Consider the following 23,671-nt stretch of genomic DNA (forward strand, 5'->3'; position numbering starts at 1 on the left):
AAACCCCCGGGAAATCGGGGGATTTTCGCTTATGCTTCTTTCGGCAGGACAATTCCTTTGTAAAGCTGTACCGTAATCCAATAGTAAAATGTGTAGATGACCAGGAAAATGCTGATCGGTACCCAAATGCCCACATACGGTTCTTCCAGGATAAACGAGAACATGTTCATCCCTACGAGAACGTGAACCAGACCGATCAGGGCAGGAAACACGAAGACGACGAACAGCTCCTTGTAAATCGAACCGACAAGCCATTCCTGGCGAACTCCGATTTTGCGAAGCATGCTGTAGCGGTCTTTGTCCCGGGTAGCCCCGGACAGGATTTTAAACATCAGGCAGCTAGCCATCATCGCCAAAAAGGCAATTCCGAGGAAGAAGCCCATGAACATCGTCCCGCTCGTAAAGGCATAGAGGCTGGCATATGTGGTGTATTTCGAATAAAGCTGGGGACCCTCGGCTCCAGTCTCATCAGCATACAACCGGGTTTGCCGCTCATCGATTTCTTTCAGCTCCTGCTTGTACTTTAAAAAGTCATCCACCTTGGCGAGCACGACCGAGCGCTCTTCTCCCTGGATACCGCTATACGTCGTTTGATCGACGATGCGGACTGCCTTGCCGTTGATCATCTCGTAGCTGTTGATAAATTCGCCCGTGACCGCTTCCTGCCAGTCAGGGGGCATCGACTCGATGTCCGGCCCCAGGTTTTCCTCAGGATGATCATACACGCTGTACACCTTGGACGGGAGAGGCGTTGACACGCGCTTGACCCGGTTGTCCGGATCGTAGTCCTCCAATCCGATCGTGTTGATTAGCGGCGGATCCGCCAGCAAATCGTCCTTCAGGTAGTAAATCCCCGCATCATCCACCTTGTATCGGTACGTGTTTTGTTCCTCGACCGTCATTGCTTTCAAGGCTTCATAGTCTGCAGGCACAGGCTTGTGAATAATGACGTCATAGACTTTTCCCATTTCCGCCATCAGGCTCACGTTTTTCTGAAAAGCCATGCCCCCAGCCATTGCCCCAACGCCGAGCGCGATCAGCATCGCTACCGTTCCGAGCACCTTTGTCAGGTTGTTTACGCGAAAGCGAAGCTGCGCGAATGTGAAAGCATTTAGTTTACGCTCATTCCACACCCGATTCTTTTTCAACGCATTTACAAACACCGGCAGCAGGGTGATGAAAATCAAATAGGTTCCAATGGTGGTAGCTGATGCCGCGATGAAGAGTCCGATTTCCCTGAGCTCTTCCATATGGACAAGCGCATAATAACCTGCTGCGAGTCCGGCAAGGCCGATCAGTGCAAGCAGAACCGTAGCGAAGCCCTTTCGCTGTACCCTGTCATTTTGCTGTTCGGCCCGGATGAGGTCCAGCTCTGTCGTACGGGCCAGCTTGATTGCATTGACCGATGACGTCAGCAGAAAGAGCACCAAAAAGAACCCGCACGTCATCATGATCGAAGGGAGATAGAAGGGCTGGTAGCCTTCAAGCGAGATATCGAGCTGCTTCATCAGCAGGCTCCCTACCCCGCTCGCCAGCCCTGCTCCCGCGATGGTGCCGATGACCAGGGAAATGATCCCGAGCACAAGCGTTTCCAAAAACAGGATTTGGCTGATCTTCCTCTTCTTCGCGCCCAATATCATATACATCCCGAGTTCTTTGCGTCTGAGCGACAGCAAGAACGAGTTGGCGTAAAAGATATAGAAGAAGGTAATGAACGCCAGCAAAACAGAGCCTACATTAAAAACGAGCTGGATCGAGCTGATCACCGAATTTTGTTTCGTAAAGTCACCATTCAGCGCCAGCGTCTGGAACATGTAAAAGATCGTAATCGAGATGACCAGACCGATCAGGAGAACCAGATAGTCCTTCATCATTTTTCGCATACTTGAAAGCGAAAGCTTCAACAGCATGTGCATTCCCTCCTAGCGCACATCATGCGATGCACCCAGCTCGGCAAGTACATCCAGGATTTGCTTGAAGAATTGCTGACGGTCTTGTGTGCGGTGAATTTCCGTATACAATTTTCCGTCCTGAATAAAGAGAATGCGCCTGCAATAGCTTGCACTGAAAGCGTCGTGCGTGACCATCATGATCGACACGCCGTGGTTCTCGTTCAGATCGGTCATCGTCTCCAGCAAGCTTTTCGCGTTTTTGGAGTCAAGCGAACCGGTCGGCTCATCAGCCAGCAGAATGGCCGGATCATGCACCAGCGCACGTGCGGCCGCAGCCCGCTGCTTCTGTCCGCCGGAAATCTGGACCGGGTACTTCTGCAATATCTCCTGAATCCCCAGCGTTTGCGCCACCTTGTGCACCTTGGGGGCAATCTCGCTCGAAGAGACGCCTTGCAGCGACAGGGGCAGGGCGATATTTTCATACACCGTCAAGTTTTCCAGCAGGTTGAAGTCCTGAAAAATGAAGCCCAGCTTTTGCGAACGGAAGTCCGCAAGCTGATTCTGTTTCATCTGGGTGATGTCCGTTCCGGCGATCTGAATGAATCCGTCCGTGGGGCGATCCAGTGTGGAAATGACATTCAGCAGCGTCGTTTTTCCGGAGCCGGAAGGACCCATGATTCCGACAAATTCGCCTTCCTGGATAGTCAGCGATACTCCTTTCAACGCATGCGACTGACTTTCTCCTCGATTTCCGTATATTTTTTGAACGTCTCTGACTTCAAGTACAGATGCTTTCACATTTATTCCTCCCAAGCTTATTCCCGAAACTCAAATGGCAGTCGGTTTGCTTCTCGTTGTATTAACTGTAACCAGTTTCCAGACAAGTAGCTATTGATCTACCTTACATTTTGCTTTCGGTTTTGTAAGGAAAACTTTGTTCGAGCTTGGGTGGAGAGATGAAAAAGGAGAAAACCGCTTAAAGTACGGTGGGACACCTGCTCGAGGGTTGTACTGGCCGGCTGCATTCCAAAAGCGGAACCGCGTCCAAAGCAGCCGGTTCCCGGTGCTTTTCAAAGGTTGGACTCTTAAAAGAGTGTTCCGCTTTTTCCATTTCGCCTAGGTAGGTGTCCCAAAGACTTTCGCGTTTTTCTCCTTTTTCATCCCTATCGCTTTTCTTGTTTTTCTTGCTTTGTTTTAAAGATTATTTCTTTTGTTTTGGGTTTTTTAGCATCCTTGGCTTTGATATCTTTGGCATTTTTGGCTTTGGCATCTTTGGCGCCTTCGCCCTCGGAATCTTCGGCATCTTCTTCTTTGGCACCTTCGGCCATCGGCTTGGGTCAACATACCGGAGCATCGAGTGAAAGAGCTCCCCCCACTGTTGCTCATTTAGAGAAGACACCGCTTGATTCCGCTCCAGTCTCAACGCTTTTACCACATGCTTGATTTGGGAAGGGGTAAAAACTCCCTGTAAGGCCGCAAAGACAGGCGCTTGCGGCTGCTGGAGGATATAAGTGGCCAACGCCATAAACCTTGCATGAGCATGCAGTGGAACCAATGGACTTTGCTTTCTGAAGATCGTTACTATTGCTGACTCGACCTTTGGCGGCGGTGAGAAATGGTCTGGCGATACCGTCCGGACGAGCCTGAGATCAAACCACATCCGCCATTTCAGGATTCGTGGATTCGTAATCCGCACACTGGTAAACCGTTTGGCCGCCCCTTTTTCCATGATGAGCACGGCTCTTTGCAACGGAACAGCAGGGTCGTCCAGAAGCTTCCCGAGTATCGGCGTGGTGATGGAGAATGGAATATTGGCCACGACACTGAACGGACTTTTGGGAAGGTTGAACTGTAAAAAATCTTGCCTGTTCATCCGAATATTCGCTACTCCTTGCATCTTATCGAGCAGCTTCTCGGCAAAAACCGGATCGTTCTCCACAGCGATGACTCTTGCCGCTCTTTTTGCCAACGGGAATGTTATCGCCCCTTTGCCGGCGCCGATGTCTATTACCGTATCATTCGGCGTTATCTTCGCCATGTCGATCATGTCTTTGCTCAATTGTTTATTAATCAACAAATGTTGTGCAGAGAAGTTTGAGGAGATCCGGGATTTTCCCCTGGATGTCCGTCTATTTTTGGGCATAAAAAGCACCTCATTCATTCGTAGTAGGGAATGAAAAAGGCACAGCACAAATAAACCTGGACCATTTCTAAAAAAATGGACAGGTTATACATGTTCTGTACCTTACATTACCTTGTACGCATGAATGCGATGCAACACATAAAATCGGGTCCTCCCTAATGGGAATTCATAAAGGATGTACATCTATCGGTTAGCAACATCGTTCTACATGAGTGCAGTTTTTTCGGGGCGCACTCAAGTTATAGAGTAACTTACGGGAAAGAACAAGTCTATTCTTTCCTTTGAATTCCCGATTTATTTTCTATGCTGCTTCCGCGGGCCAGCAATCTTGCATATCACTGTGCAAAAAAGGGTGCGTGTAGAAATCTTCAGGGTTTCACTGATCCGCTGCTGCTGTTGGCTCCTGATCGGACCGCCCGTTTTGGTGAAGCGGCAAAAAGCTCAAGTATGTCAGGCTTGAGCTTTTTGTCATGCTGTTTGGAGCTTGTTGTTCAGACTTTTCCCGGCCGCTTACACATGGGCCCTTCGATTTCTGATCTCTTCCCTCGCACGGTCATTCATTCGGGCCGGACTCCATCTTGGCTCAAAAACGAGGTTGACATGAACGTTCCCTACCCCTGGAATGCTTTTGGCTTTGGCTTCCACATTGCTGACGATCATATCGCGAAGCGGGCATTCGGGAATGGTCAACGTCATAGTGACAGTCACATTGTTTTCCTCATCGACCGCAATGTCGTATACCAGGCCCAGATCGACAATGTTCACACCTACTTCCGGATCGATCACTTCTTCGAGCTCTGCCCAGAGCTTTTCTGTTACATCCATCATTCCATCCCCCTTCATGAGGATAGGTTTTCCTTTGTCGCCCTGTTTATTGCATTGGCCGCGCGATTCCATATCCATATGCTTCAAGCCGTAGCATTCCCGCAAATAAAAAGAGGCTGCCCCGCCAGCAGTACAACTACTTGCGAGACAGCCCCAAGCAGGCTTATGGTTTATTGATGTCCGTTTGAATGTGCGTAATTCCGTTACATGTTGCGCATGGAACGGGTTCTTCTGTAGAGCCACGCTCCAAGAACAATGAGGCCGGCTCCCGCCAACTGAAGCGGGAGGTGGCTCTCTTCTCCAGTCTTCGGCAGGACCTTTTTGGCTGCCTTGTCCGGATGGATGCCGCCAGTTGGAACATCTCCATCTACCTCATACAGCATTTCCTCTTCATTGCCGTCTTTATCTTTGACAATAATCGAGAACGAATCTTTTTGTTTTTTACCGCCGTTAGGCGTGTATACCCATTTGCCGCTCGGATCGACTGTGACAGTACCATGCTTAGGCTGTTTGCCGATGGTTGCCGTTCCGCCTTCTGGCACTTTCACCGAGCCGACAGGCTTGTCTACTTTCTCAACGGGCTTCGTTGGACTCGTAGGCACGCTCGGGCTTGGGGTAGTTGGCTCCGGATCTACCGGTGTCACCGGCGCTGGATCTACAGGTTTTTCCGGTGTTGGTTCTACCGGAGTTGGCGTGACAGGCACTTCCGGCATGGAAGGCTCGCCAGGCTTGGACGGCTTGGACGGAACGCCCGGTATTTCTGGTTTCTCTTCAGGCTCGTCCCGATCCGGTCTGTCCGGCTTGTCCTTGCCTGGTTTCTCAGGCTTTTCCGGTTTCTCCGGGTCTACCGGCGGATTCGGCGGATCAACCGGTGGGTTTGGCGGGTCTACCGGTGGATTCGGTGGATCTACCGGAGGATTTGGCGGGTCTACTGGTGGATTGGGTGGGTCTACCGGTGGCGTTCCACCGCCGCCTCCGCCAGAGTAGCGGACGTTCCCGATCGTTACGGTTGTAATCTCATTCTTTTTAATCTCGAATTCAGTTAGTCTGTCTTTGATGACATAACCGCTGGGTGCTCGTGTTTCCTCGAAATAATAAAGGCCAGGTCTGAGATCTGGAACGTGCAATTCACCGTTTTTGTCCGTGGACAGTCCGCTCAGGATCGGCTTCTTGTTCTCGTCCAACACTCTGAACTGCGCACCTTCCAGCTTGACGTCTGGTCGATTGGAATCGACTTTGGTCAGTGTTGCAGAACCCGGGATCAGCTTGTTCGTAAAGATTTTCTGTACGACTTCGCCTTCATTTACGATCTCGAACTCCAATGTTTCCTGACTGACCAGATAATCAGTTGGAGCTGTAATTTCGACAAATTGATACTTTCCTGCCTTCAGGTCTGGTATCACCAGTTTGCCATTTTCATCTGTTGAAAGGTTCGACTGCAGCGTTTTGCCGTCTGCATCGCGGAGCTCAAATACCGCTCCTGCCAGCGTAATGTTATGGTCAAACTCGTCTACCTTCACGAGTTCTACTGAACCGCGATTCGCAACATTCTTCATCGTCCATGGAATCACGGCAGTCTGATTTGGCCGAATCGTGAAAGGAATCGGTGTTTCATCCAGCTTGTACCCTTTCGGCGCACTTGTTTCGATTAACTGATAATCTCCAGGCTCCAATTTCGCGAGATAGAGCTCTCCGTTTGCGTCAGTTACAAGCGAAGTGTGGTCAGCAACGTCTTCAAACTTATCGCCGTTTTTCCGCTGGAGTTTGAAGACAGCGCCTTCGAGCTTCTTCTCGCCATCCTCCGAATCGACTTTCGTCAATTTAAAGCTCCAGTCGCCTTTTTGGTTTGTAACCGAAATTTCTTTGTCTTCTTTGAAAGCAATCAATTTGCCGCTTGCGTACGCTTCATCGACGAGATACCCAGATGGGGCCGATTTTTCTTTGAGTACATACTCTTTAAAGCTGTATTTTTTCTTTGTTACTGCTACTCCCTGTTCATCGGTTACAAGCGTTTCAAGCAGCATTTTGCCTGTCTTGTCATACAGTTCGAATGTGGCTCCTGCCAATAATTCACCTGATGCGGCATCCGTTTTCACGATTTTGATGAATGCTTTCCCAGCAGGGAACGCCCCTCCGCCAGCTCCTGACAAGCTGACTTTGATTCCACCTTGTCCACTGCCATCGTCAGCCAGGGACGTTCTTCCGGCAAAAGCGGCGCTGTTCTTGATGTATTCTCCATTTTCCGCGATGATGAACGACTTGTATTCCAAAATATAGGCGCTCTCAATCGGCTTTTTGAAGATCAATTCAAAGCTATGCTCCCCATCCGCTGGCGTAAGAACTTTCAGTTCGTAGTCCGCGGGATCGGCTGGTTCGCCTTTGCTCACTACCCCGTTGGCATCCACCACCGTCTGATAGAGCTGGAAGGATTCCGGAAGGAGCACTTGATTGTCAGACAGCTTGTCCGTTACTTTCGCACCGGCATCGATCCAGGACTGATTTCGATTCAGGTAAATGGTCCAGAACGCATTTTCTGCATCTGCCCCTGTTCCCTGCTTGCCTTGTTTAAGGATATACTCCCCACCATGCTTTGGCTTCACCGAAGCGGATTGGGCAAACAACGCCGGCCCGCCGCCATCGCTCATGGTTGCATCGTTCATGTATTCTGCCAAGACCTCATGGCCTTTCAGGCTCGTCTGGTACGTGATGCGATATGCAGAGTCGATGGGATCTTTAAACGTCAGTGCAAAGCCTTCGTGACCTTCACTGTTCTTCAGCCCGCCTTCAAACGAATACGCACTGCTAGGCAGCTCTTCTTTAACCTCTACCTGGTCGGCTCCACCCTGGAGGTTCAAACGATTCACCTTCAGGGATTCCTTGACAAATGTTTGCTCTCCCTGATAGAAATCCTTGATCACCGCCTGGTTAATCTCTTGCAGATTGTAGTTTACATCGATGATCCAGGTGATGGTTTTCGTTTTAGGGTTATACGTCCCCGTTTTATTCCCGTTGTTCTTGGTGTAACGGTCCGAGGAAACCGTTGCCGAATCTTCCCTCTCGTATGACACTCCGTTTTCAAGCCATGTCAGCTTTCCATGGTTGGTAATGTCATGGGCATTGAAGTAGTTCGGGTCAAACTTTGTCTTGTACTCGATGTCCACTTTCGTGCTGATCGGATGATTGAACTTGATCGTAAACCCTTCGCGATAATTGTTGATGGGCTCGATCGTGTAATCTGTCCCCTCTGTCAATCCGGAAATTTTCAGGCAATCTTTGTCAAGCTCAATCCCTTGGCCCTTGTAGTGGTCGGTGATGACAACTTCGTCCATTTGATAGTTGTCATAGTTCAGATACATCTTCCAGAGAATGGTCTTGGTGCTGTAGTTGATGTCCTCGTTTTTGGCGTCCTTCCAAAAGATGACCTGGTACATCCCTTTCGTTGCCTGTTTAGTCGTGCCATCGTACATCTCTGCCTTGTTCGTCACATTGACACTCTTGCGAACACGGTCCTTCGCTTTTGTGTCGTAAATGATTTCATAGGCAGACTGAACGCCGTTCGGAAAGTCCAGTTTAAAGCCGTTTGGAAGCGTATCGTCTATGATGTATTCATTAGAAGCCACTTGGTTTCCCCGGGTCGCCTTACCGTTTTCGTCGATGGTAACCTCGTAGACTTTCAGTGTGTCCTTGAGGAATTCCTGAGTCTGCTCAGTTTCAAAGGTATCGACAATCCAGGCACTTCCCGGTGCGATCACTTGCTCATTGTAATTGTACTCAATGGACCAAGTGAGGGTTTGTGTAGAAGACTTGTAATCAAGAGACTTTTTCGCGAGCGGTTCGCTGAATGCCACACTGACGGATGCTGAATCGTCCTTTGCGTACGAACCGCCCGTAACCGACACATTGTTGGTGTATGTCGTATTTTTGGCCTCAAGGATATTTGTTTTGTACTTGACGCGATACGCTTTATCGATATCTCCAAAGACCAGCTGGAACTGATTGCCGGAGACTGTTGGCTGTATCGTCACAGCACTTCCCTGCCTTACGCTTCCGTCCAGCATGACCTCCAGCTCATATACCTCGACAGAAGAAGAAACGAGTTCAAGTCCGGCAGGTATGCTATCCTGGAAGGTCGCGCCTGTAATCTTTTGCTCGCCCTTGTTAAAATCGACAACCCAGTCGATCTCGCTTGGGTTCATTTTCTTGGCTGTTCCTTGCTTGTCCATTTCTTCCCGGATATTGGCTTTGAAATGAACGTTGATCGTTTCTCCGAACGGAAATTCGATCTGCTGCTTCGTTCCCCCGGAAAATTTGCTTTCGTCAAAGGTTCGCCAAACCTCAAACGTACCGACGAATTCGTCATTCTCCACATCTTCGCTAAAAGTGAAGGTAACGGTGCCTTCCGGTGTTACTTCAAATGTCCCTACGTCCCCCGTGAGAGGTCCATCCAAAAGTCGGTCTACCTTAAATTTGTCCGGCAGATCGAAGGTAAAAGTGTCGCCACCCTTATAGGTGTGCCCCTCCGGAAGATGCCAGTCGAAGATGATCTTTACCATTGATCCCTGATCAGGACGAATCTCGGTAATGTTATTACCTTCCTCATCCTTCATCGCCACTTTTGTTATGATGTTCTCTGGTGATTTTTCGGGCTCTACAGGTGGTGCTGGGGGTAGTGGCGGTGGTGGCGGTGGCGGGTCTGGCACCGGATTCGTTCCGGTTCCTGGATTTTCCGTGCCTGGCTGCGGATTCTCCGTGCCTGGCTGCGGATTCTCCCCACCCGGCACTGGATTCTCCGCACCCGGCTCTGGATTCTCCGCACCCGGCTCTGGATTCTCCCCACCCGGCTCTGGATTCTCCCCACCCGGCTCTGGATTCTCCCCACCCGGCTCTGGATTCTCCGCACCTGGCTCTGGATTCTCCGCGCCTGGTTCTTGATCCGTTCCCGGCTCGGACACCTCGCCACTTGTTGGGGCACCTTCTTCACTGGTGATTCCTGCGTTCATCGGTACTTCATTGGCACTGACAAACGCGGATGGCAAGAAGAGATTCACCAGCAAAGCGAATACTAAGTAAACAGATAAAAGCTTCTTTCGCTGCCACATCTTAACTACGTTCACCTCGCATGTTTAAATTGGCAAGGTCGTACGACTCTAGCAGCGATTACCCATATGAAGTTTTGATAATGCTGCCAGTCCCCTTTTCGCCGGGGAAGAAGAATATGACACCTTGCACAATCCTGAGAGCATGTTTTTTTCGTTGCTTCCTCCTCTCCATTGTTCTTTATTTGTAAGTGTCTAAAGCTGTTCTTTCCTGGTGGCGACTTACATCAAAATTTGTATGGTTTTGGCTGTTAAGCCACAAAACACACTATAAAAGATCACTCTGAATTTATTCTGAATAGGAGAAAACGAAAAGCCGCCCGCCTCTTTTATGAGAGGGAGCGGCTTCTGAGCAGTTCCTGCATCGTGTCCTAATACTGCTTTTCTATGACATATTCACTTTTATTCTTGATCATGGCCGGCTTTTTCGTTCCCTTTACCATAATCGAATCATATGTTGTATCGACCGTAATCCATTCGTTCGTCTCTTTCAAGTAAATCTCATTCCAGGCATGGTATTGCGGGATGTCGTTTTTCCGTCCCATCACCAGCTTGGCAGGAATCCCCTGGCTGCGCAGCATGGCGGCAAACAGCGATGCGTAATCGTAACAGATGCCTTGCCCTGCAGTCAATGTCGCATCTACCGAAGGGATGTATTCACTCGTAACTTGATTGGCTTTTGCGTAATCGTACTGGACGTTTTGGATCACATAATTGTAGATAGCTTGTACCTTTTCCTTGTCGGTCTTCAAGCCCTTGGTCAGCTCTCTGGCTTTTGCGGTCGCATTCGTCTTGTCGTTCCAGTAGATCATCTGGATCGGTTGCAGGAAAACGGCCTGCGGGCTTGATGCCGTCAGGTTCACTTCCTTGCTTTCTATCGAACGGTATTTATTGTTCGCAACGTGTTGCAGGAGTGTAATCGTATATTTGCCATCTCCTAGCTGTAGTGGGAAACGGTTGTTGTCTTTTACGCTATAATAGAAGTTCTGGTTGTCTTTCGTGATTTTTACTTTTTCATTGACTGGCTGTGCCGAATGATGGTGTTGAACTTTGACGATTCCATTATTGAGCTCGCTTACATCAATAAAGGAAGGAGCGGAGCTCGCCCACGCAGTCGCTGGAGCCGCCAGCAAACACATGCCTACCACTGTCATCGAAAGTCGTCGAAAAAACACAAAAAAACTCCCCTTTCGGTAGCTGGCTGCCATCTTGCATACACAAGGAAGGCCCTATAGCTTTGCGTCTCTAATTTTCATTAGATTTGCCATTATCGTTTGAAAGTTTTAAAATCAAATATACTAAAAAAATAATAGCATAACTTTACTAGAAAAGGGAGCCTCATCCTATCTTTTCTTGAAAAATATCAATCACTCTGTCATTTTTCCCCTAATAATCAGTCGGTGTGTCGGATTGTGCATCGGATGGCAGGTGATGAGCGTAATCTCCTTATCTTTTCCGTTCCCTTCCAAAACCCACACCTCTTCGGGCTTTACATACAATTTTTCTGTAACGGTATAGGAAAATTTGCTCTTGCCGTTGTCAACCTCGATCTTGTCTCCTGCAGCCATCTCATCCAATCGATTGAAATTTCGACCGTATGTAAAGTTTCTGTGTCCAGCGATGGCATAATTGCCGACTTCCCCGGCCCTCCCGGTGTTTTCGATGCTCGCAACCGTCGTTTTCATATTGTTGTCTGATGCACCGTGCAAAATGGGCAGCATTAGACCAATCTTTTCAATCGTCAAAATACCTTCCATATTCTTATAGCTGCCAAAGTCCGGTGCCGGCTTTTTCCCGTTCTCCTTCTCGGTCGCAGCATCGGCACTTTCTATCGCTGTCTCGCTATCTTCTGTTGAGGAAGGAATTGCCGGTGCCGGCTTTGATCCAGCGGCCTCTTCCCCATTGGAAATATTCTGCAAACTGTTTTGCCATTCCTCGACAAGCTTTTGCTGCCGGTAGTCCTGATACTCTTCAGCCAGTGTTGGATAGCTCAGCACAACGATTCCGGCCACGATCAGAAGCATTGATAACAGTCTCATTTTCATGGTTTGCCCGTCCCTGTCCGTTTTAGGTTTGATCCCCTTTTTTCCATTGTTCATACCACTCCGTCAGTTCCTTGCTGGGAGCAACATCGAATTCCTCTCTCAGCTTGGTCGAGATCAGCTTGAACTGCTTGCTCACCTCGCCTTGGTGGTTCAACATGGCGTATATCTTCATTAAATAGAAGTAGCCCTCTTCCATTACTGGAAACTTTTCACGTATCTTTTGATAAATCAAAATCGCCTCGGTATATTGTTCAACCGATACGTAATATTCAGCAATTTGCTTGACATGGTTCAACCAGAGCAACCGCAAGCGCTCCTGCTCGTACTCTGCCCACAAATACGGATGCTCCTCCAGAAAATCGCCTGTGTACTTGGCCATGATAGACAAGTGCTGTTCCAATGTCTCTTCTGTAACTTTGGGAGCATCTCGCACCAAGGCTTCCCATTCCTCAACATCCAGCTTCACATCTCCCCACACCAGCCGATACCCTTCATCCTTGTATTTAATCTCCAAATCGAAGCCAATGCTCTTAATCATTTTCCGAATCTGATAAATGGCCGTATGCAGTTGTGTCCTCGACCGGACTGAATCGTAATCAGGCCAGAGCAAATCTATCAAAACCTGCTTGCTCACTGTCTTATCCCGATAGTGTACCAGATACGCAAACAGCTCCTGCCCCTTCAGTGTTTTCCAGGGAAGATATTGTTCGTTGCCTTGTTGATCGAGATAATGCAAGCTTTGCAAGCAGCAGAGTGTCATATGTTTTTGGCTGCTGTAGCTGACCGGGGTCTTCCCGGCGGATTCTGCCACCCGTTGCAGGGTCACAGCCAATCTGCCCTGATGGACAGGCTTCAACAAATAGTCGAGTGCGTTCATTTCAAAGGCTTTCACGGCATACTCTTGAAAGGCGGTAACGAAAACAATGTGAAGTTGCGGCTGAATGTTCAACAAGTGCTCAGCCAATTCAAATCCATCCATATCGATCATCTGAATATCCAGGAACGCTACATCCAGTTTTTCTTGCTTCGCGGCCTCCAATGCGGCATGCGGATCTTGAAAAGACCCCATCAAGTGAATGGGAGTGTTCGCGTTCTGTTCCTTCAGGAGCTTTTCCATTCTTCTCAATGCAAGCCTCTCATCGTCTACGATAATCGCTTTCAAGCATATCTCTCCTATTTTGCTTCAGCTGTAACTATTTTTGGGACAACAGCCGCTAACAACTCTCCCATATTATTGTAGCAATAGGTCAATGAGATGTCCAAGCTGTATAAACCATTTTGGCGGTTGCTGGCAAAGGGGGATAAATGCTGCCGATCAAAACCAAGACACAAAAAAGCTACCGACCATGCAACAAGTCAGTAGCTTTTCCCGTCATTCGTCCCATTCAACGTAAATGCCTGAGATATCGCCGATATGTAAATCATGAATGATAACCCTGATAACCGGCTTCCCTTCGCTGGTCAACACATAGCCTCCCCAATCTTTGCCGCCATCCGCCTTGTACCCGGCGATATCGATTCCAAATATGCTTGCAATCAGCGGCTTAGTCACTGAGATCGCTTCTTCTTTCGAGTTTATTTTATATCGGTCCGTTACGTGGTCAACCTTGTATATTCGGGAGGATTTCGCACCGATCCGGACAGTATACCGCTCGTTTTCATTCTTGAGTGTCCACACTTCTTCTACTTTACCCGAACGTTTATTGGCATGCGAAAATGAGAAGCTCTGCTTGCCCGTTAGGAGCATGAGCGCTTTTTGGGCCTGATACACATACTTTTTATCCACATCATCCAGCTTGTAATCCAGGGAGTAATCGGTCACTCTGTTTGTATTCACATCGACGCTGACGTATTGTTGATTTTCTAAATAAAATGACAGGTCTGTTCCTTCATCGCTTTTAAAGAAACGGGCTTGTTGAAAAACGACTTGTTGATTGGCCTCTTTGAATGCCTTTTGGGCGGTATCGACATATTTTTGATAACTCGTCGGCAACTCATTGACCGCACACTCTACCAAGATGGTACGAACTTTTGTCGTATTCGGGTAAAATGTCACAATGGCCTCTCGATCCGCTTTCCGGATAATATCGTAATCTCCATCTTTCTCAAACTCATCAAAGAGAATTTCCTTGTTGATTCCTGCCGATTTAATTGCCTTTTGGGCAGCCTCAACATAGGCCGGGTCGATAGAAGCATGACTCGCCGATGTTTCTACCGGAGTAGAGAATGGTTTCATCCAGATAACGAAAAACACCGCTGCGCATGCGACAAGCCCGTTCGCCACCCATACGTATTTTGCTCGCTTTTGCTGCTTGCTGATCTTTCTTCGCTCTTCGCGAATGTTCTCCAACATCACTTGTTTTCGCTCCCAAGAAAGTTTTTGATCAGGAAAACTCCTTAAATCCTCCCAGATTCTCTGTTCATCTCGTGACGGCATTTTTCATCGCCTCCATAACAGAAACTTGCCTGCTGCTCTGAACAGCTTTCATCGCCCGATGCATAGTGAGATTCACTTTGGCTTCGCTCCATCCCAATATCTCCGCAGTCTCCTTGCTGGACAATCCCTTGATCCCGCGCAATATCAACACATCTCTGTAAGAGGGTTTCAACTGATTGATGATGTCGTAGAGCATGCGCTTGTTCTCGCTCAACTCTAAAGACTCTTCGGGTGTCTTGTCCCGGGAAATAAGATGCTGCAGGAATGTTTCCGGCAGCAAGCTGATCAGTTTTTTTCTGCGCCTCTCATCAATGGCCGCATTTCTGGCAATGGCAAACAGCCATGTTTTCGGGTTTGCAATCTCTGTTTGCTGAGGTGATTTCAGGGCGCGAATAAAGGTCTCTTGTACAAGATCGTCTATATCCGTGCGTCCGGTATAGTAAACGAGAAAGCGATAAATATCGCTGCTGTATGCCAGAAACCATTGCTCGATACGTGCGCCGACATTATCATCCAACTGGGTTCCACCTCCTTGTCACTGTATAGACGGAGGGCCTTCCGACTATCTTTCACTTTTATCGTAAATTTTTTTGGCTCTTCCTATTGCTGAGTTTTTCTTAGCTTCTTTTCAACAGCTTCCTGTTTATATGGCAATAGCAATGACACTGACAGACGATAAAGCTATTGCAACAAAAAAGACACCTGCCCGAATCATAAGCCCCCCAATCGCAAGACCTGTGTTCAACAATTGGAGACCTGTTCATTCGAGTGGTATCTTCTGGATTTTGGTATACGATAAGATCGATGTGAACCGCGTCTATAGATATTTTATCCGTAGAATGCACTGCTGGGTGTACGGGACCGTACGCTTGCCTTCAATTCGGCCAACCCGACTTTTTGGACCTCGTACCGAATGTCCGCTCCTTCCTCTCGCTCTACCGCTGCCGAAACCATATACCCTTCCAAAGGTGCACATGTATAATAGGAAAACGGCTGCTCGTCGACTCTGCCCCGGGCAAGCGGCACGGAAAAAGACAGAGGCGGCAGCGAGAAGCCTTTCCCAAGCGCCTTCATCACTGCTTCCTTTCTCGTCCAAACCTGATAAAATGCCTCTCGCTTCATGGAAGGTGTCTCTTGCTGCTCGACGTAGGCTATTTCCTCTGGCACGAAAACAGTCCGCATTACTTCAAAACAGCAATCCTTTTTGACCGCTTCGACGTCGATCCCCGTCTTCTCGATCTCGGAAAAGGCGCATACCAGCATTCTACCTGAATGGGACAAATTAAAAAACAACGGTCGCTTGATGCTACCCGCCACGTGGCGGCTGTCCAGGAACAACTTCCCGTACTCATTTTTGATAAACCTGACTTCTTCCGGGAGGACTCCCCTTTTTTGTCCGATCATGCTCTTGAGCAGCATCCGTCCAAGCAAAAACTCTACTTTTTTGAAATCGACGAGATATCTCTCATACACCGTTCTTTCTTCTTGATCCAGTACTTCCAAACAGCTCTTCAGATGTGCAGGCTGCATTTCTTCATCGACATGAAGCCAATAGATTTCAACCCTCTTTTCCATTGGTTCCCGACTTCCTTCACGATAGTTTGCATGTAGAAACGTTCTTTATCTGAAACGGCTTTGCCTCCTTAAACCGGCAATTATCCGCATCCATGAAAAAAAGGGGGAGGCCCCCCTTCTTTCTGCGATCATTTTGACAATTGTGCGCCCTTTTGCTTTTCAATAAAGGCCACAATGCTGTTAATCGTTTTAAACGTGTCTGTATTGACAGCACCAATGTCCAGATCATATTCCTTTTTGATCAGATTGATGAACATCAGAACATCCATGGAATCAAGGCCATAGGGCGAGTCGGGACCAAACAATGGCTGATCATCCTTCACTTCTTCCAAAGAAACGTTCAATTTATATGTTTCCAAAAATTTTTCTCTTACCGTTTGTTTAATCATAACCCATTCTCCTTTACTCGTTTTTTGTATATTGCAAACATAGTGAACCCCATAAAAATCCGGCGCCAATGGCGGATATCACCAGATAATCCCCTGGTTTAATGGCTTTTTCCTCCAAAGATTTATGCAGAGCGGAAAAAATGGAAGCAGCCCCCGTATTTCCATAGTCCTGAATGGTTACGGTCGTTTTCTCCATCGGCACGTCCAATGCCGCCATCGTTTTCTTGATGATATTCAGGTTGGCTTGATGCAGAATAAAGTGATCAATATCCGATACTTGCAATCCGGCCTTATGCACGGCATTTTTAATCGAGAGGGGCAAGTTTCGGGTGGCCGTCTTCCAGACCTCTCTGCCGTTCATCCTGATAAAATGGCTGGTTTTGAGGTCTGCTCCCTCTGGCATCCGTGCAGTACCTCCGCCGTGCAGGGTGACTGCCAGATTTAAATAGGAGTCTAGATCCCATGCCAGCAATCCGCTGCCTTCACCTGTTTTTTGAAGGAGGATCGCTCCGGCAGCGTCCCCAAAAAACGTCTTGGTAATCCGGTCTGTCGGATCGATGTATCGAGACAGGACTTCTGCCCCGATAACCAGCACATTGTTGATGAACTGATTCTGTAAAAGATGGGAAGCAAAAAGGATGGAGTAAATGCCTCCTGCACAAGCCCCCTGCGTTAAATCAAAGGGAATCGCGTTTTTTGCACCTATTTTTTCCTTGACGATCAGCGCGGTAGAAGGAATCTGTTGATCCGGAGTCGTGGTACACAGGACAATCGCATCGATATCCTCACTAGTAATGCCTGCATCACTTATCGCATCTAAGCTGGCATGGACGCACATATCAGATGTGGCCATATCGCTTTGCAAGTACCTGCGCTCGCGAATCCCGGTTTTATCCTGAATCCATTCGTCAGTCGTGTCCAAGGTTCGCGTGAGCATTTCGTTTGTCACAATGTCTTCTGGTACGTAAAAGCCTGATCCTTGAATGCTAAAGGAAGTGGCCAGCCCACTTTGGTTGACAGTGGATGGCTTCGTTAACGTTCCCGTCTTCATTCACACCAGCTCCTTTGCGGGAAAATCCCCATGTAGTCTTTTTATGGGATCAGGTACGTCATCAAGCGACACAATCGCTTCGATCACGACGATTTGATTTTTCTCATATGCTTCTAGAGCTTGCACAACAACATGTGTGATCTCTTCGCTTTTTTGCAGCGGTATCACTGTCAAATGTGGATGAAGAGTGTCGATCATCTGCAAGGTCTGGTTTAAAAATCGGGGGTTCCCCTGTCTTCCCGTATTGATATGCTGGAATTCAAGCCACCCGTACCCGCCGTTTTTCAACACGACATAGATGAGTGGAATCTGGTACGTTAACGCTGTTGGCAGATCGCTTCGGAACAGATTGAATGCGCCATCTCCTACGAATGCAACGACAGTCTGCCGCGGCTTGGCCTTGGCTACCCCGATGGCGGCAGATGCCCCAAAGCCCAGGCTTGTCTGTTCACTCGGGACAAAAGCATTTTGCTCTTTGCCAAGCCCGAGATACGGAAAGAAATAAGACCACATGTCCTGCAACCCGTTTTCATGCACATAGATGCTGTTGGAAGGAAGGCGGGCTTGCAGTTCATCGAGAATATCCGCGATTCTCAACCGGGAGGAATCTCGCTGCCTTTCCGCCTTTTCCAAAAACATGTCTCGCTTGCAGCCCTCTATCTCCGCTTGCCATTGGCGATTAGCCGGCTGCTCCCGAACTTGCGCGAGGAGCTCATTTGCGACTGCTTCCACATCACCAACCATGTACATGCTGCTGTAGTCCAGATGAAAATGCTCTTCGTTTAGATTCACTTGAATGCTGTCTATGGCCTGGAGCTTCTCCTCCCAGCCAAACAGAGCCGTTTCCTCCAGCTTGCTGCCCATGGCAATCACCAGATCCGCCTCGTGCAATAGCGTTTTGACACGCCGGTGCAGATACAGCCCCGCCAGCCCGCAAAAGAGCGGATGTTCTTCATCAAAACTGCCTCTGCCTGAAGCAGTGACAAGAACCAGAGCTCCCAATCGTTCGGCGAGTGCTTCCAGGACGCCGCGGGTTTTGATCCGTTTGCATCCTCCGCCCAGCAATAACACCGGCTTTTTGGCAAGCATGATCTTTTCGCAAGCCCGCTTGATGCCAGATGGTTCTGGCAACGGCCTTAAGACAGAAAGAGGAAAAAAGTTCAGCTTTGCCTCATCAAGCAGCTGGCTGCCAATATCTTCGGGAATCTCGACGTATACCGGACCGGGTGTTCCATGTTCAGCCATAAATACCGCTTTTCGCAAGACCCATCCGATCGCGTCTTTGTTCTCCAAGCGATGACTCCATTTCACCAGTGGGGAAACGAATGCCATTTGGTCTGCTTCTTGAAATGCTTTTTGGTTTCCATAGGAGCGCGTTGGAGTGCCTGATGAAATGATCAACAGCGGGCAGCTTTGGGAGTTTGCCTCCAACAAGCCTGTGATCGCGTTGGAAACGGCAGGGCCTTTTCCCACGATGCAAACGCCCGTTTTTTGCGAGGCTAATGCGTAGCCTGTCGCCATAAACACGGCGTTGCGCTGATCCTTGGCAACCAAAAATTCAATCCCGCAATCCTCGATGGCATTCATCATGTAAAGCTCGTCATTGGGAAGCCCAAACACCAATTCCACTCCATACGCTCGCAGTCCCTGCGCTATTGCGTCGTATACACTGATTTGGTTCATTGGTCACCTCGTTGCCAATATTCATGCAAGATTTGCGAAATCAAAATGGGTTTAATGATCAATTCCCCCTGGTAGTACACAAAGTTGGCCATGGGACCGTAGCCTCCGAAGGGAGCGTTGCCATTTTCAATATCAAACAGTGTTTCATTGACGGAAACGGTATGTTTTTTCCGAAGAAGCTCAATGATCGGGCTGTCTGATCGGCCGTAGAAGGTAGCCCCCAATGCTCTTTCCACAAAATACTCCTGGGTTACGATCCGTTTTACATCCTCTTCCTCGCTATAGATGACTACATTAAATACCGGCGAAAAAAACTCGAGGATTTTCAATTTCTCTGCAATTGTGCTTACGAGAACTGTCGGCTGAATGATCCTATCCCGGTAATCGATCCTCCCCCCGTACACAATATTTTCGCTGTATTGGGTCAGATGCTGACCTACCATTTCCAGCGTTCCGGTATAGTGTATGGGACCGTATGCCGCGTCCTTGTCCACATTGCTGCCGTATTTGAGCGCGTCCAGCTTCTCTGTCAATAAAGACAGAAACGAATCCTTTATGGTTTCCGGAACATAAATGACATCCGGTCCCATGCAGTCTTGTCCTGTGTTGTACAAACGGGCTTGGATGAGATCGTGAACCGCTTTTTCCAATTCAGCCGTTTCGGATATGATAAAAGGATTGATTCCCTGACCAAAAAAGATAAACATTTGCGTTTTGGCCAATTGGAATTTGATGCTTTCCGCATTTTGATACGTACCGGTAAACACGACGACATCTGCATGCAAGACGGACGCTTTCATATATTCTCTGTGGGAGAGTTCCAATAGTTTCAATGGCAACTGGTGTATGTTTTGCAGCAAATGATGAAGTTTCCTTACTTGGGGAAGCACCGAAGCAGAACTCCGAAATTCAATACTCTCGGTATACAGCGAGGGAATCAGCAAATACAAAACGTAAGAATACAGAATAACATTTGAAGGCATAAATACGGACATTCGATTGATGAGGGGAGGCCGATTGTTGTGCACCTCGTTGAAGGCATTTTTCAAAGCCCCCAATGATGCTTGAATCTCCAGTTCCGCCGTCTGGTACGTCGAGATTTCCGTCAGGATCTCTCTGATCATTTCCGGATTGGACTCGATGAAATGAATGCAGCGGATGATCGCTTCTCTGCGCTGGCCAAGCGGGATAGACAGCTCCAGGTCTACTGTTGTACCATGCACTTCCCTTCCTCCTCTCTAGCGTTCTTCCATTGAATTGCCTGATTTTGCAATGCCACAAAATCAACCTTTCCGTTTGGACGATAGGGAAAAGCGGGCAAAAACATGATTTTGTCCGGTTTTAAAATAGATCCGAGTGCCTCATTGATCGCATTCTCGATCTGCTGCGTAAATGGTTGCCGGGTTTCAACGAAAAGGATCATGTATGCGCCCTTTTTCTCATCCTGAAGAGATACAACTCTCGCCCGCAGCTTCAGTTCATTCTCCAGCCTGGTCTCGATATGCGCCGGGTAGATGACATAGCCTTTGCGGACAATTTCATTTCCCTTTCTCCCCAAAACATGCAGATTTCCGCGTTCATCCAGGTATCCCAAATCGTTGGTTTTGAACCAACCATCGGCCAACACTTCTTCCGTCTTTTCAGACAAATGAAGATACTCTTTCATGACGCCCGGACTATTGACATAGATTTCGCCTGTTTCCCCTGATGGAAGCTCATTTCCCCTGTTGTCCACCACCTTGATCTTCACGCTGGGCAGCGGTTTTCCGCAGCCATCCCGATAATCTCCCGTGTTTAGAGCGACATTGCCGACTTCGGACAAACCATATCCGTCCAGCAACGGCTGTTTTATCAAGTCGTAAAAGCTTACAGCCAATTCCTCGGATAGCGGCGCCCCGCCCACACACCACATGCGAACCGCGGAATCCCTTACTTTTGCACACAGCTTTTCCCGCTTTTTGCACATTTGGGTCAGCATATAATAGGTCGAAGGAATGCCGTCTACAACGGTAACTCCTCTTTCCGTTACTGCTTTCAGAACGGTGCGGATGTTTTTGTAATTGCATAAAATCAAGTCGCATCCCGCAAACCACCAGATGAAAACGATCGACAATCCGTAAAAATGCGTAAACGGGATAAGGGGCAGCAGCACGTCCTCGCTTTTGTATTTCATGACTTCCATGCTTTCCTCCAGGTTGGAAAGAAAAGAATGGCCGGACTTTACAATCCCCTTTGGCTTGCCGGTCGAACCGGACGTATAAAGGATGAGGGCATCTTCTCTTGTTGACCAAGTCGAAAATGACAGTTCGCTGGCTGGATTCCCTCCCCCGTCTCTCACGATTTCCGAAAGCAGAAACGTCCTGATCGGATCCGATAGCAGCAAAGGACGGTCGGAAATGCATATTCGACTCTCTGAATCCAGGGCAATTTCATTGATTTCCCGCGCATCTGCCATACAATCAACCAAAGCAATGGAGCAGCCTATTTCAACCAGGGCGAAAAAGGCGACTAAAAATTCATAGGAGTTCTCGGCTGTGACGATTACCCTGTCCTCATCAGTGATATGACTGCCTCTCAATTGGGCGACACAGCTTTGTACATCCCCCAAAAACCTTTCCTTTGAGCAGCTTGTCTCATCCGACTTTATAATATGAGCCATGGATTGCACCTCATGAAATTCCCACCTGATGCATGACGGTGTCAGGCGATATTCCAATCGTTTCAAATTCGTATTTCAACAACTGTGTAAACAAATTCCGTGGACCAACCACATACGCGGTCTCGATATGCTCTTGCTTCATGGATTTGCTGACGAGATCCCACCTGACGGGATGGTCGTAGCCATCCAGAAGCATTTGCTTCAGCTCTTCGGATTGTTTGTAAATATGTCCGTCAACATCGGAAATAATAGGGACTTGCAGCGGCTTGAAGACAACCTGGCTATAGAATTTGTCCCGCAGCTGGTGCTTGAGCTCCGTCAGCAATCGGCTGTGAATGGGCTGTTTCATCGTATGTAACGAAAAGCACTTGCTTCTTTGATTGATGACTTCCTTTAGAGATTGGACAACGCTTTTCTCGCCACATAAGCAAACGACTTTTTCCAGATGCCCGACCAACTCCAGCTCCATTCCCTTTGCTTGGAAGTCGTTTATTAACTCCTCCGTCTCCTCAAGGGACAAATTGAAAATAAAATGAGTGTGATACTCCGCATCCATTTGCTGGAAGTAGGTTTTTGAATGTTTTGCGCTTTCGTGTGTCAGCCACAAACATTCCCCAAAGGTCAAGCCGCCTGACTGAACGGCAACGGACATGCCGCCAAAACTTGCTCCAATCGAATAATCCGGGTGCAAACCGTATCGTTCGTAAAAATAATCGAGCAAAGCAATCGAGTTCGCCAAAAAGGCGGATTCAATCACTTCGTGCTGGTCTTCTGTCGCCTCTCGAAACGCCTCGGCCAAGGAGTACCCGATGATGTCGCTTGCTTCTTGGAAACGCTTTTTCGCAAACGGGTTTGTTTCAATAAAATCCTTCACTTCTTCATAGCTTGAAGGAGCTAGACCGGGCAATACCAATCCAATCATGTACGGGCCTCCTTACTTCTGCTTTGCTGTCAGGGCTGCTTCAACATCATGACTGTCCAGCAGCTTCTGAACGGCAAATGGTATATCCGTGAATCCCAAAGATTTGTGAATAAAGTTTCCGGGACCGAGCATGATTACTTTTTCCACACCCTTACTCCACAATTGCTGCAGGCATTTATACCAGCAGACACTGTTGGTATATTGCTCTGTCAGTTCGGTTGCCAGGCCGGCAGCATCGGAAATTTCCTCGGCATTCACATTGCTGATCAAGGGAACGTCGGGAGAGCGGAAGGTAATATGCGGCAGCACCTCTTTTTCCATACGCATCCTGACGTTTTGAAGAAGCGAGCAATGTCCAGGCGGGCCATACGGAATCGTGACACCCAGACCACCGTAAGGACTTATTTTTTGGTGAAGCAGCTCCAAGCTCTCCTGATCACCGTTCACGATCATTTGCGTGGCGTTTACCGTCACACAGGGCTCGACAAATCTGCCCATCGCTGTAAGCTCTTGGATCGATTGCTCCAGAATAGCGATATCAATGTTGTAGAAGAAGTAGACGCCGTATCGCTTGTCAGGAAACTCCTCTTCCTCCATTTCACACATCCTTTTCAGCATGCGAAGCGTTTCCGGGAAGGGCAATCCCCCTGCGCAATGAATAGCCGTTACTTGACCCAGGCTTGGACCGAGGAAGTACGCCGGCTGCCCGATCTCCTCCCGCAGCAATTCAAACAGAGCCGTGCTGATTGTGACGATGCTGGGCCTGGCAATCACGCCGAAATTCGTCATCGCTTCACTCTCAAAAAAGAATTTGGCGGCAAGATCGACTCCCATAATTTCGCTTGCCTCTTCAAACTTGGCCCTTACGCTGGGAAAGCTCTCGTAAAGGTCCAAAAAGCTCCCCTGCTTCAATTTCACCAAAGGCGGAAAGATCAGTGCCGTTTTCATTGTTTC

Annotated in this window: 18 protein-coding genes and 1 riboswitch; all 18 genes read right to left on the reverse strand. The window is 48.4% G+C overall.

Annotation, left to right across the window (positions count from 1 at the left end):
* Nucleotides 1-29 precede the first annotated feature (29 nt).
* Nucleotides 30-1,910 carry an ABC transporter permease gene (locus tag V5G20_RS23845; protein ID WP_171505763.1) on the reverse strand — a complete coding sequence of 627 codons (1,881 nt, stop codon included), beginning with the start codon at nt 1,908-1,910 and terminating at the stop codon, nt 30-32.
* A gap of 12 nt (nt 1,911-1,922) precedes the next feature.
* Entirely contained in the window at nt 1,923-2,690 is a 768-nt protein-coding gene (locus V5G20_RS23850) for an ABC transporter ATP-binding protein (RefSeq protein ID WP_003389331.1), read from the reverse strand.
* Nucleotides 2,691-3,093: 403 nt separating this feature from the next.
* Nucleotides 3,094-4,035 carry a 23S ribosomal RNA methyltransferase Erm gene (erm, locus tag V5G20_RS23855; protein ID WP_243014508.1) on the reverse strand — a complete coding sequence of 314 codons (942 nt, stop codon included), beginning with the start codon at nt 4,033-4,035 and terminating at the stop codon, nt 3,094-3,096.
* A 510-nt stretch (nt 4,036-4,545) separates the two neighbouring features.
* A complete protein-coding gene (locus V5G20_RS23860) occupies nt 4,546-4,860 on the reverse strand; it encodes a metal-sulfur cluster assembly factor (protein WP_003389334.1) in 315 nt (104 codons plus the stop codon).
* Between the two features lie 203 nt (nt 4,861-5,063).
* Complete coding sequence (locus tag V5G20_RS23865) at nt 5,064-9,959, reverse strand: collagen binding domain-containing protein (protein WP_338462495.1); 4,896 nt, start codon at nt 9,957-9,959, stop codon at nt 5,064-5,066.
* Nucleotides 9,960-10,327: 368 nt separating this feature from the next.
* On the reverse strand, nt 10,328-11,131 hold the full coding sequence (locus V5G20_RS23870; protein WP_003389336.1) for a transglutaminase-like domain-containing protein: 804 nt from the start codon (nt 11,129-11,131) through the stop codon (nt 10,328-10,330).
* 14 nt (nt 11,132-11,145) lie between these two features.
* Nucleotides 11,146-11,232, reverse strand: a riboswitch (cyclic di-GMP riboswitch).
* Between the two features lie 91 nt (nt 11,233-11,323).
* Complete coding sequence (locus tag V5G20_RS23875) at nt 11,324-12,001, reverse strand: class D sortase (protein ID WP_251255227.1); 678 nt, start codon at nt 11,999-12,001, stop codon at nt 11,324-11,326.
* A 22-nt stretch (nt 12,002-12,023) separates the two neighbouring features.
* Nucleotides 12,024-13,163 (reverse strand): response regulator, encoded by a 1,140-nt coding sequence (locus tag V5G20_RS23880; protein WP_122957596.1) that lies wholly within the window; start codon nt 13,161-13,163, stop codon nt 12,024-12,026.
* A 210-nt stretch (nt 13,164-13,373) separates the two neighbouring features.
* Nucleotides 13,374-14,354: a hypothetical protein gene (locus V5G20_RS23885; protein WP_227277704.1), complete on the reverse strand. Its 981-nt coding sequence runs from the start codon at nt 14,352-14,354 to the stop codon at nt 13,374-13,376.
* Nucleotides 14,355-14,421: 67 nt separating this feature from the next.
* The gene (locus tag V5G20_RS23890; protein WP_003389340.1) at nt 14,422-14,955 is read right to left on the reverse strand and encodes an RNA polymerase sigma factor; all 534 of its coding nucleotides are present in this window, start codon (nt 14,953-14,955) and stop codon (nt 14,422-14,424) included.
* 311 nt (nt 14,956-15,266) lie between these two features.
* A complete protein-coding gene (locus V5G20_RS23895) occupies nt 15,267-16,013 on the reverse strand; it encodes a 4'-phosphopantetheinyl transferase family protein (protein ID WP_024984245.1) in 747 nt (248 codons plus the stop codon).
* Between the two features lie 128 nt (nt 16,014-16,141).
* On the reverse strand, nt 16,142-16,402 hold the full coding sequence (locus V5G20_RS23900; protein ID WP_003389343.1) for an acyl carrier protein: 261 nt from the start codon (nt 16,400-16,402) through the stop codon (nt 16,142-16,144).
* Between the two features lie 13 nt (nt 16,403-16,415).
* On the reverse strand, nt 16,416-17,453 hold the full coding sequence (locus V5G20_RS23905) for a 3-oxoacyl-ACP synthase III family protein (RefSeq protein WP_024984244.1): 1,038 nt from the start codon (nt 17,451-17,453) through the stop codon (nt 16,416-16,418).
* Nucleotides 17,454-19,136: a thiamine pyrophosphate-binding protein gene (locus tag V5G20_RS23910; protein ID WP_031932069.1), complete on the reverse strand. Its 1,683-nt coding sequence runs from the start codon at nt 19,134-19,136 to the stop codon at nt 17,454-17,456.
* Nucleotides 19,133-20,359, reverse strand: a complete 1,227-nt coding sequence (locus tag V5G20_RS23915; protein WP_003389346.1) for an aldehyde dehydrogenase family protein — start codon at nt 20,357-20,359, stop codon at nt 19,133-19,135. Before V5G20_RS23915 ends, V5G20_RS23910 begins: the two co-directional genes overlap by 4 nt.
* Nucleotides 20,341-21,795 (reverse strand): class I adenylate-forming enzyme family protein, encoded by a 1,455-nt coding sequence (locus V5G20_RS23920; RefSeq protein ID WP_003389347.1) that lies wholly within the window; start codon nt 21,793-21,795, stop codon nt 20,341-20,343. Before V5G20_RS23920 ends, V5G20_RS23915 begins: the two co-directional genes overlap by 19 nt.
* Nucleotides 21,796-21,805: 10 nt before the next feature.
* Complete coding sequence (locus tag V5G20_RS23925; protein WP_024984243.1) at nt 21,806-22,717, reverse strand: ACP S-malonyltransferase; 912 nt, start codon at nt 22,715-22,717, stop codon at nt 21,806-21,808.
* A gap of 12 nt (nt 22,718-22,729) precedes the next feature.
* Nucleotides 22,730-23,665 carry an ACP S-malonyltransferase gene (locus V5G20_RS23930; RefSeq protein ID WP_031932066.1) on the reverse strand — a complete coding sequence of 312 codons (936 nt, stop codon included), beginning with the start codon at nt 23,663-23,665 and terminating at the stop codon, nt 22,730-22,732.
* Nucleotides 23,666-23,671: the final 6 nt, after the last annotated feature.

This window comes from Brevibacillus borstelensis (genome assembly GCF_036700025.1).
Classification (GTDB): domain Bacteria; phylum Bacillota; class Bacilli; order Brevibacillales; family Brevibacillaceae; genus Brevibacillus; species Brevibacillus borstelensis.

Coding starts and splice junctions, on each gene's coding strand:
- V5G20_RS23845 (WP_171505763.1), bottom strand. CDS start 1,910: ATGCTGTTGAAGCTTTCGCTTTCAAGTATGCGAAAAATGATGAAGGAC.
- erm (WP_243014508.1), bottom strand. CDS start 4,035: ATGCCCAAAAATAGACGGACATCCAGGGGAAAATCCCGGATCTCCTCA.
- V5G20_RS23860 (WP_003389334.1), bottom strand. CDS start 4,860: ATGGATGTAACAGAAAAGCTCTGGGCAGAGCTCGAAGAAGTGATCGAT.
- V5G20_RS23865 (WP_338462495.1), bottom strand. CDS start 9,959: ATGTGGCAGCGAAAGAAGCTTTTATCTGTTTACTTAGTATTCGCTTTG.
- V5G20_RS23875 (WP_251255227.1), bottom strand. CDS start 12,001: ATGAAAATGAGACTGTTATCAATGCTTCTGATCGTGGCCGGAATCGTT.
- V5G20_RS23885 (WP_227277704.1), bottom strand. CDS start 14,354: ATGTTGGAGAACATTCGCGAAGAGCGAAGAAAGATCAGCAAGCAGCAA.
- V5G20_RS23895 (WP_024984245.1), bottom strand. CDS start 16,013: ATGGAAAAGAGGGTTGAAATCTATTGGCTTCATGTCGATGAAGAAATG.
- V5G20_RS23900 (WP_003389343.1), bottom strand. CDS start 16,402: ATGATTAAACAAACGGTAAGAGAAAAATTTTTGGAAACATATAAATTG.
- V5G20_RS23905 (WP_024984244.1), bottom strand. CDS start 17,453: ATGAAGACGGGAACGTTAACGAAGCCATCCACTGTCAACCAAAGTGGG.
- V5G20_RS23910 (WP_031932069.1), bottom strand. CDS start 19,136: ATGAACCAAATCAGTGTATACGACGCAATAGCGCAGGGACTGCGAGCG.
- V5G20_RS23920 (WP_003389347.1), bottom strand. CDS start 21,795: ATGGCTCATATTATAAAGTCGGATGAGACAAGCTGCTCAAAGGAAAGG.
- V5G20_RS23925 (WP_024984243.1), bottom strand. CDS start 22,717: ATGATTGGATTGGTATTGCCCGGTCTAGCTCCTTCAAGCTATGAAGAA.
- V5G20_RS23930 (WP_031932066.1), bottom strand. CDS start 23,665: ATGAAAACGGCACTGATCTTTCCGCCTTTGGTGAAATTGAAGCAGGGG.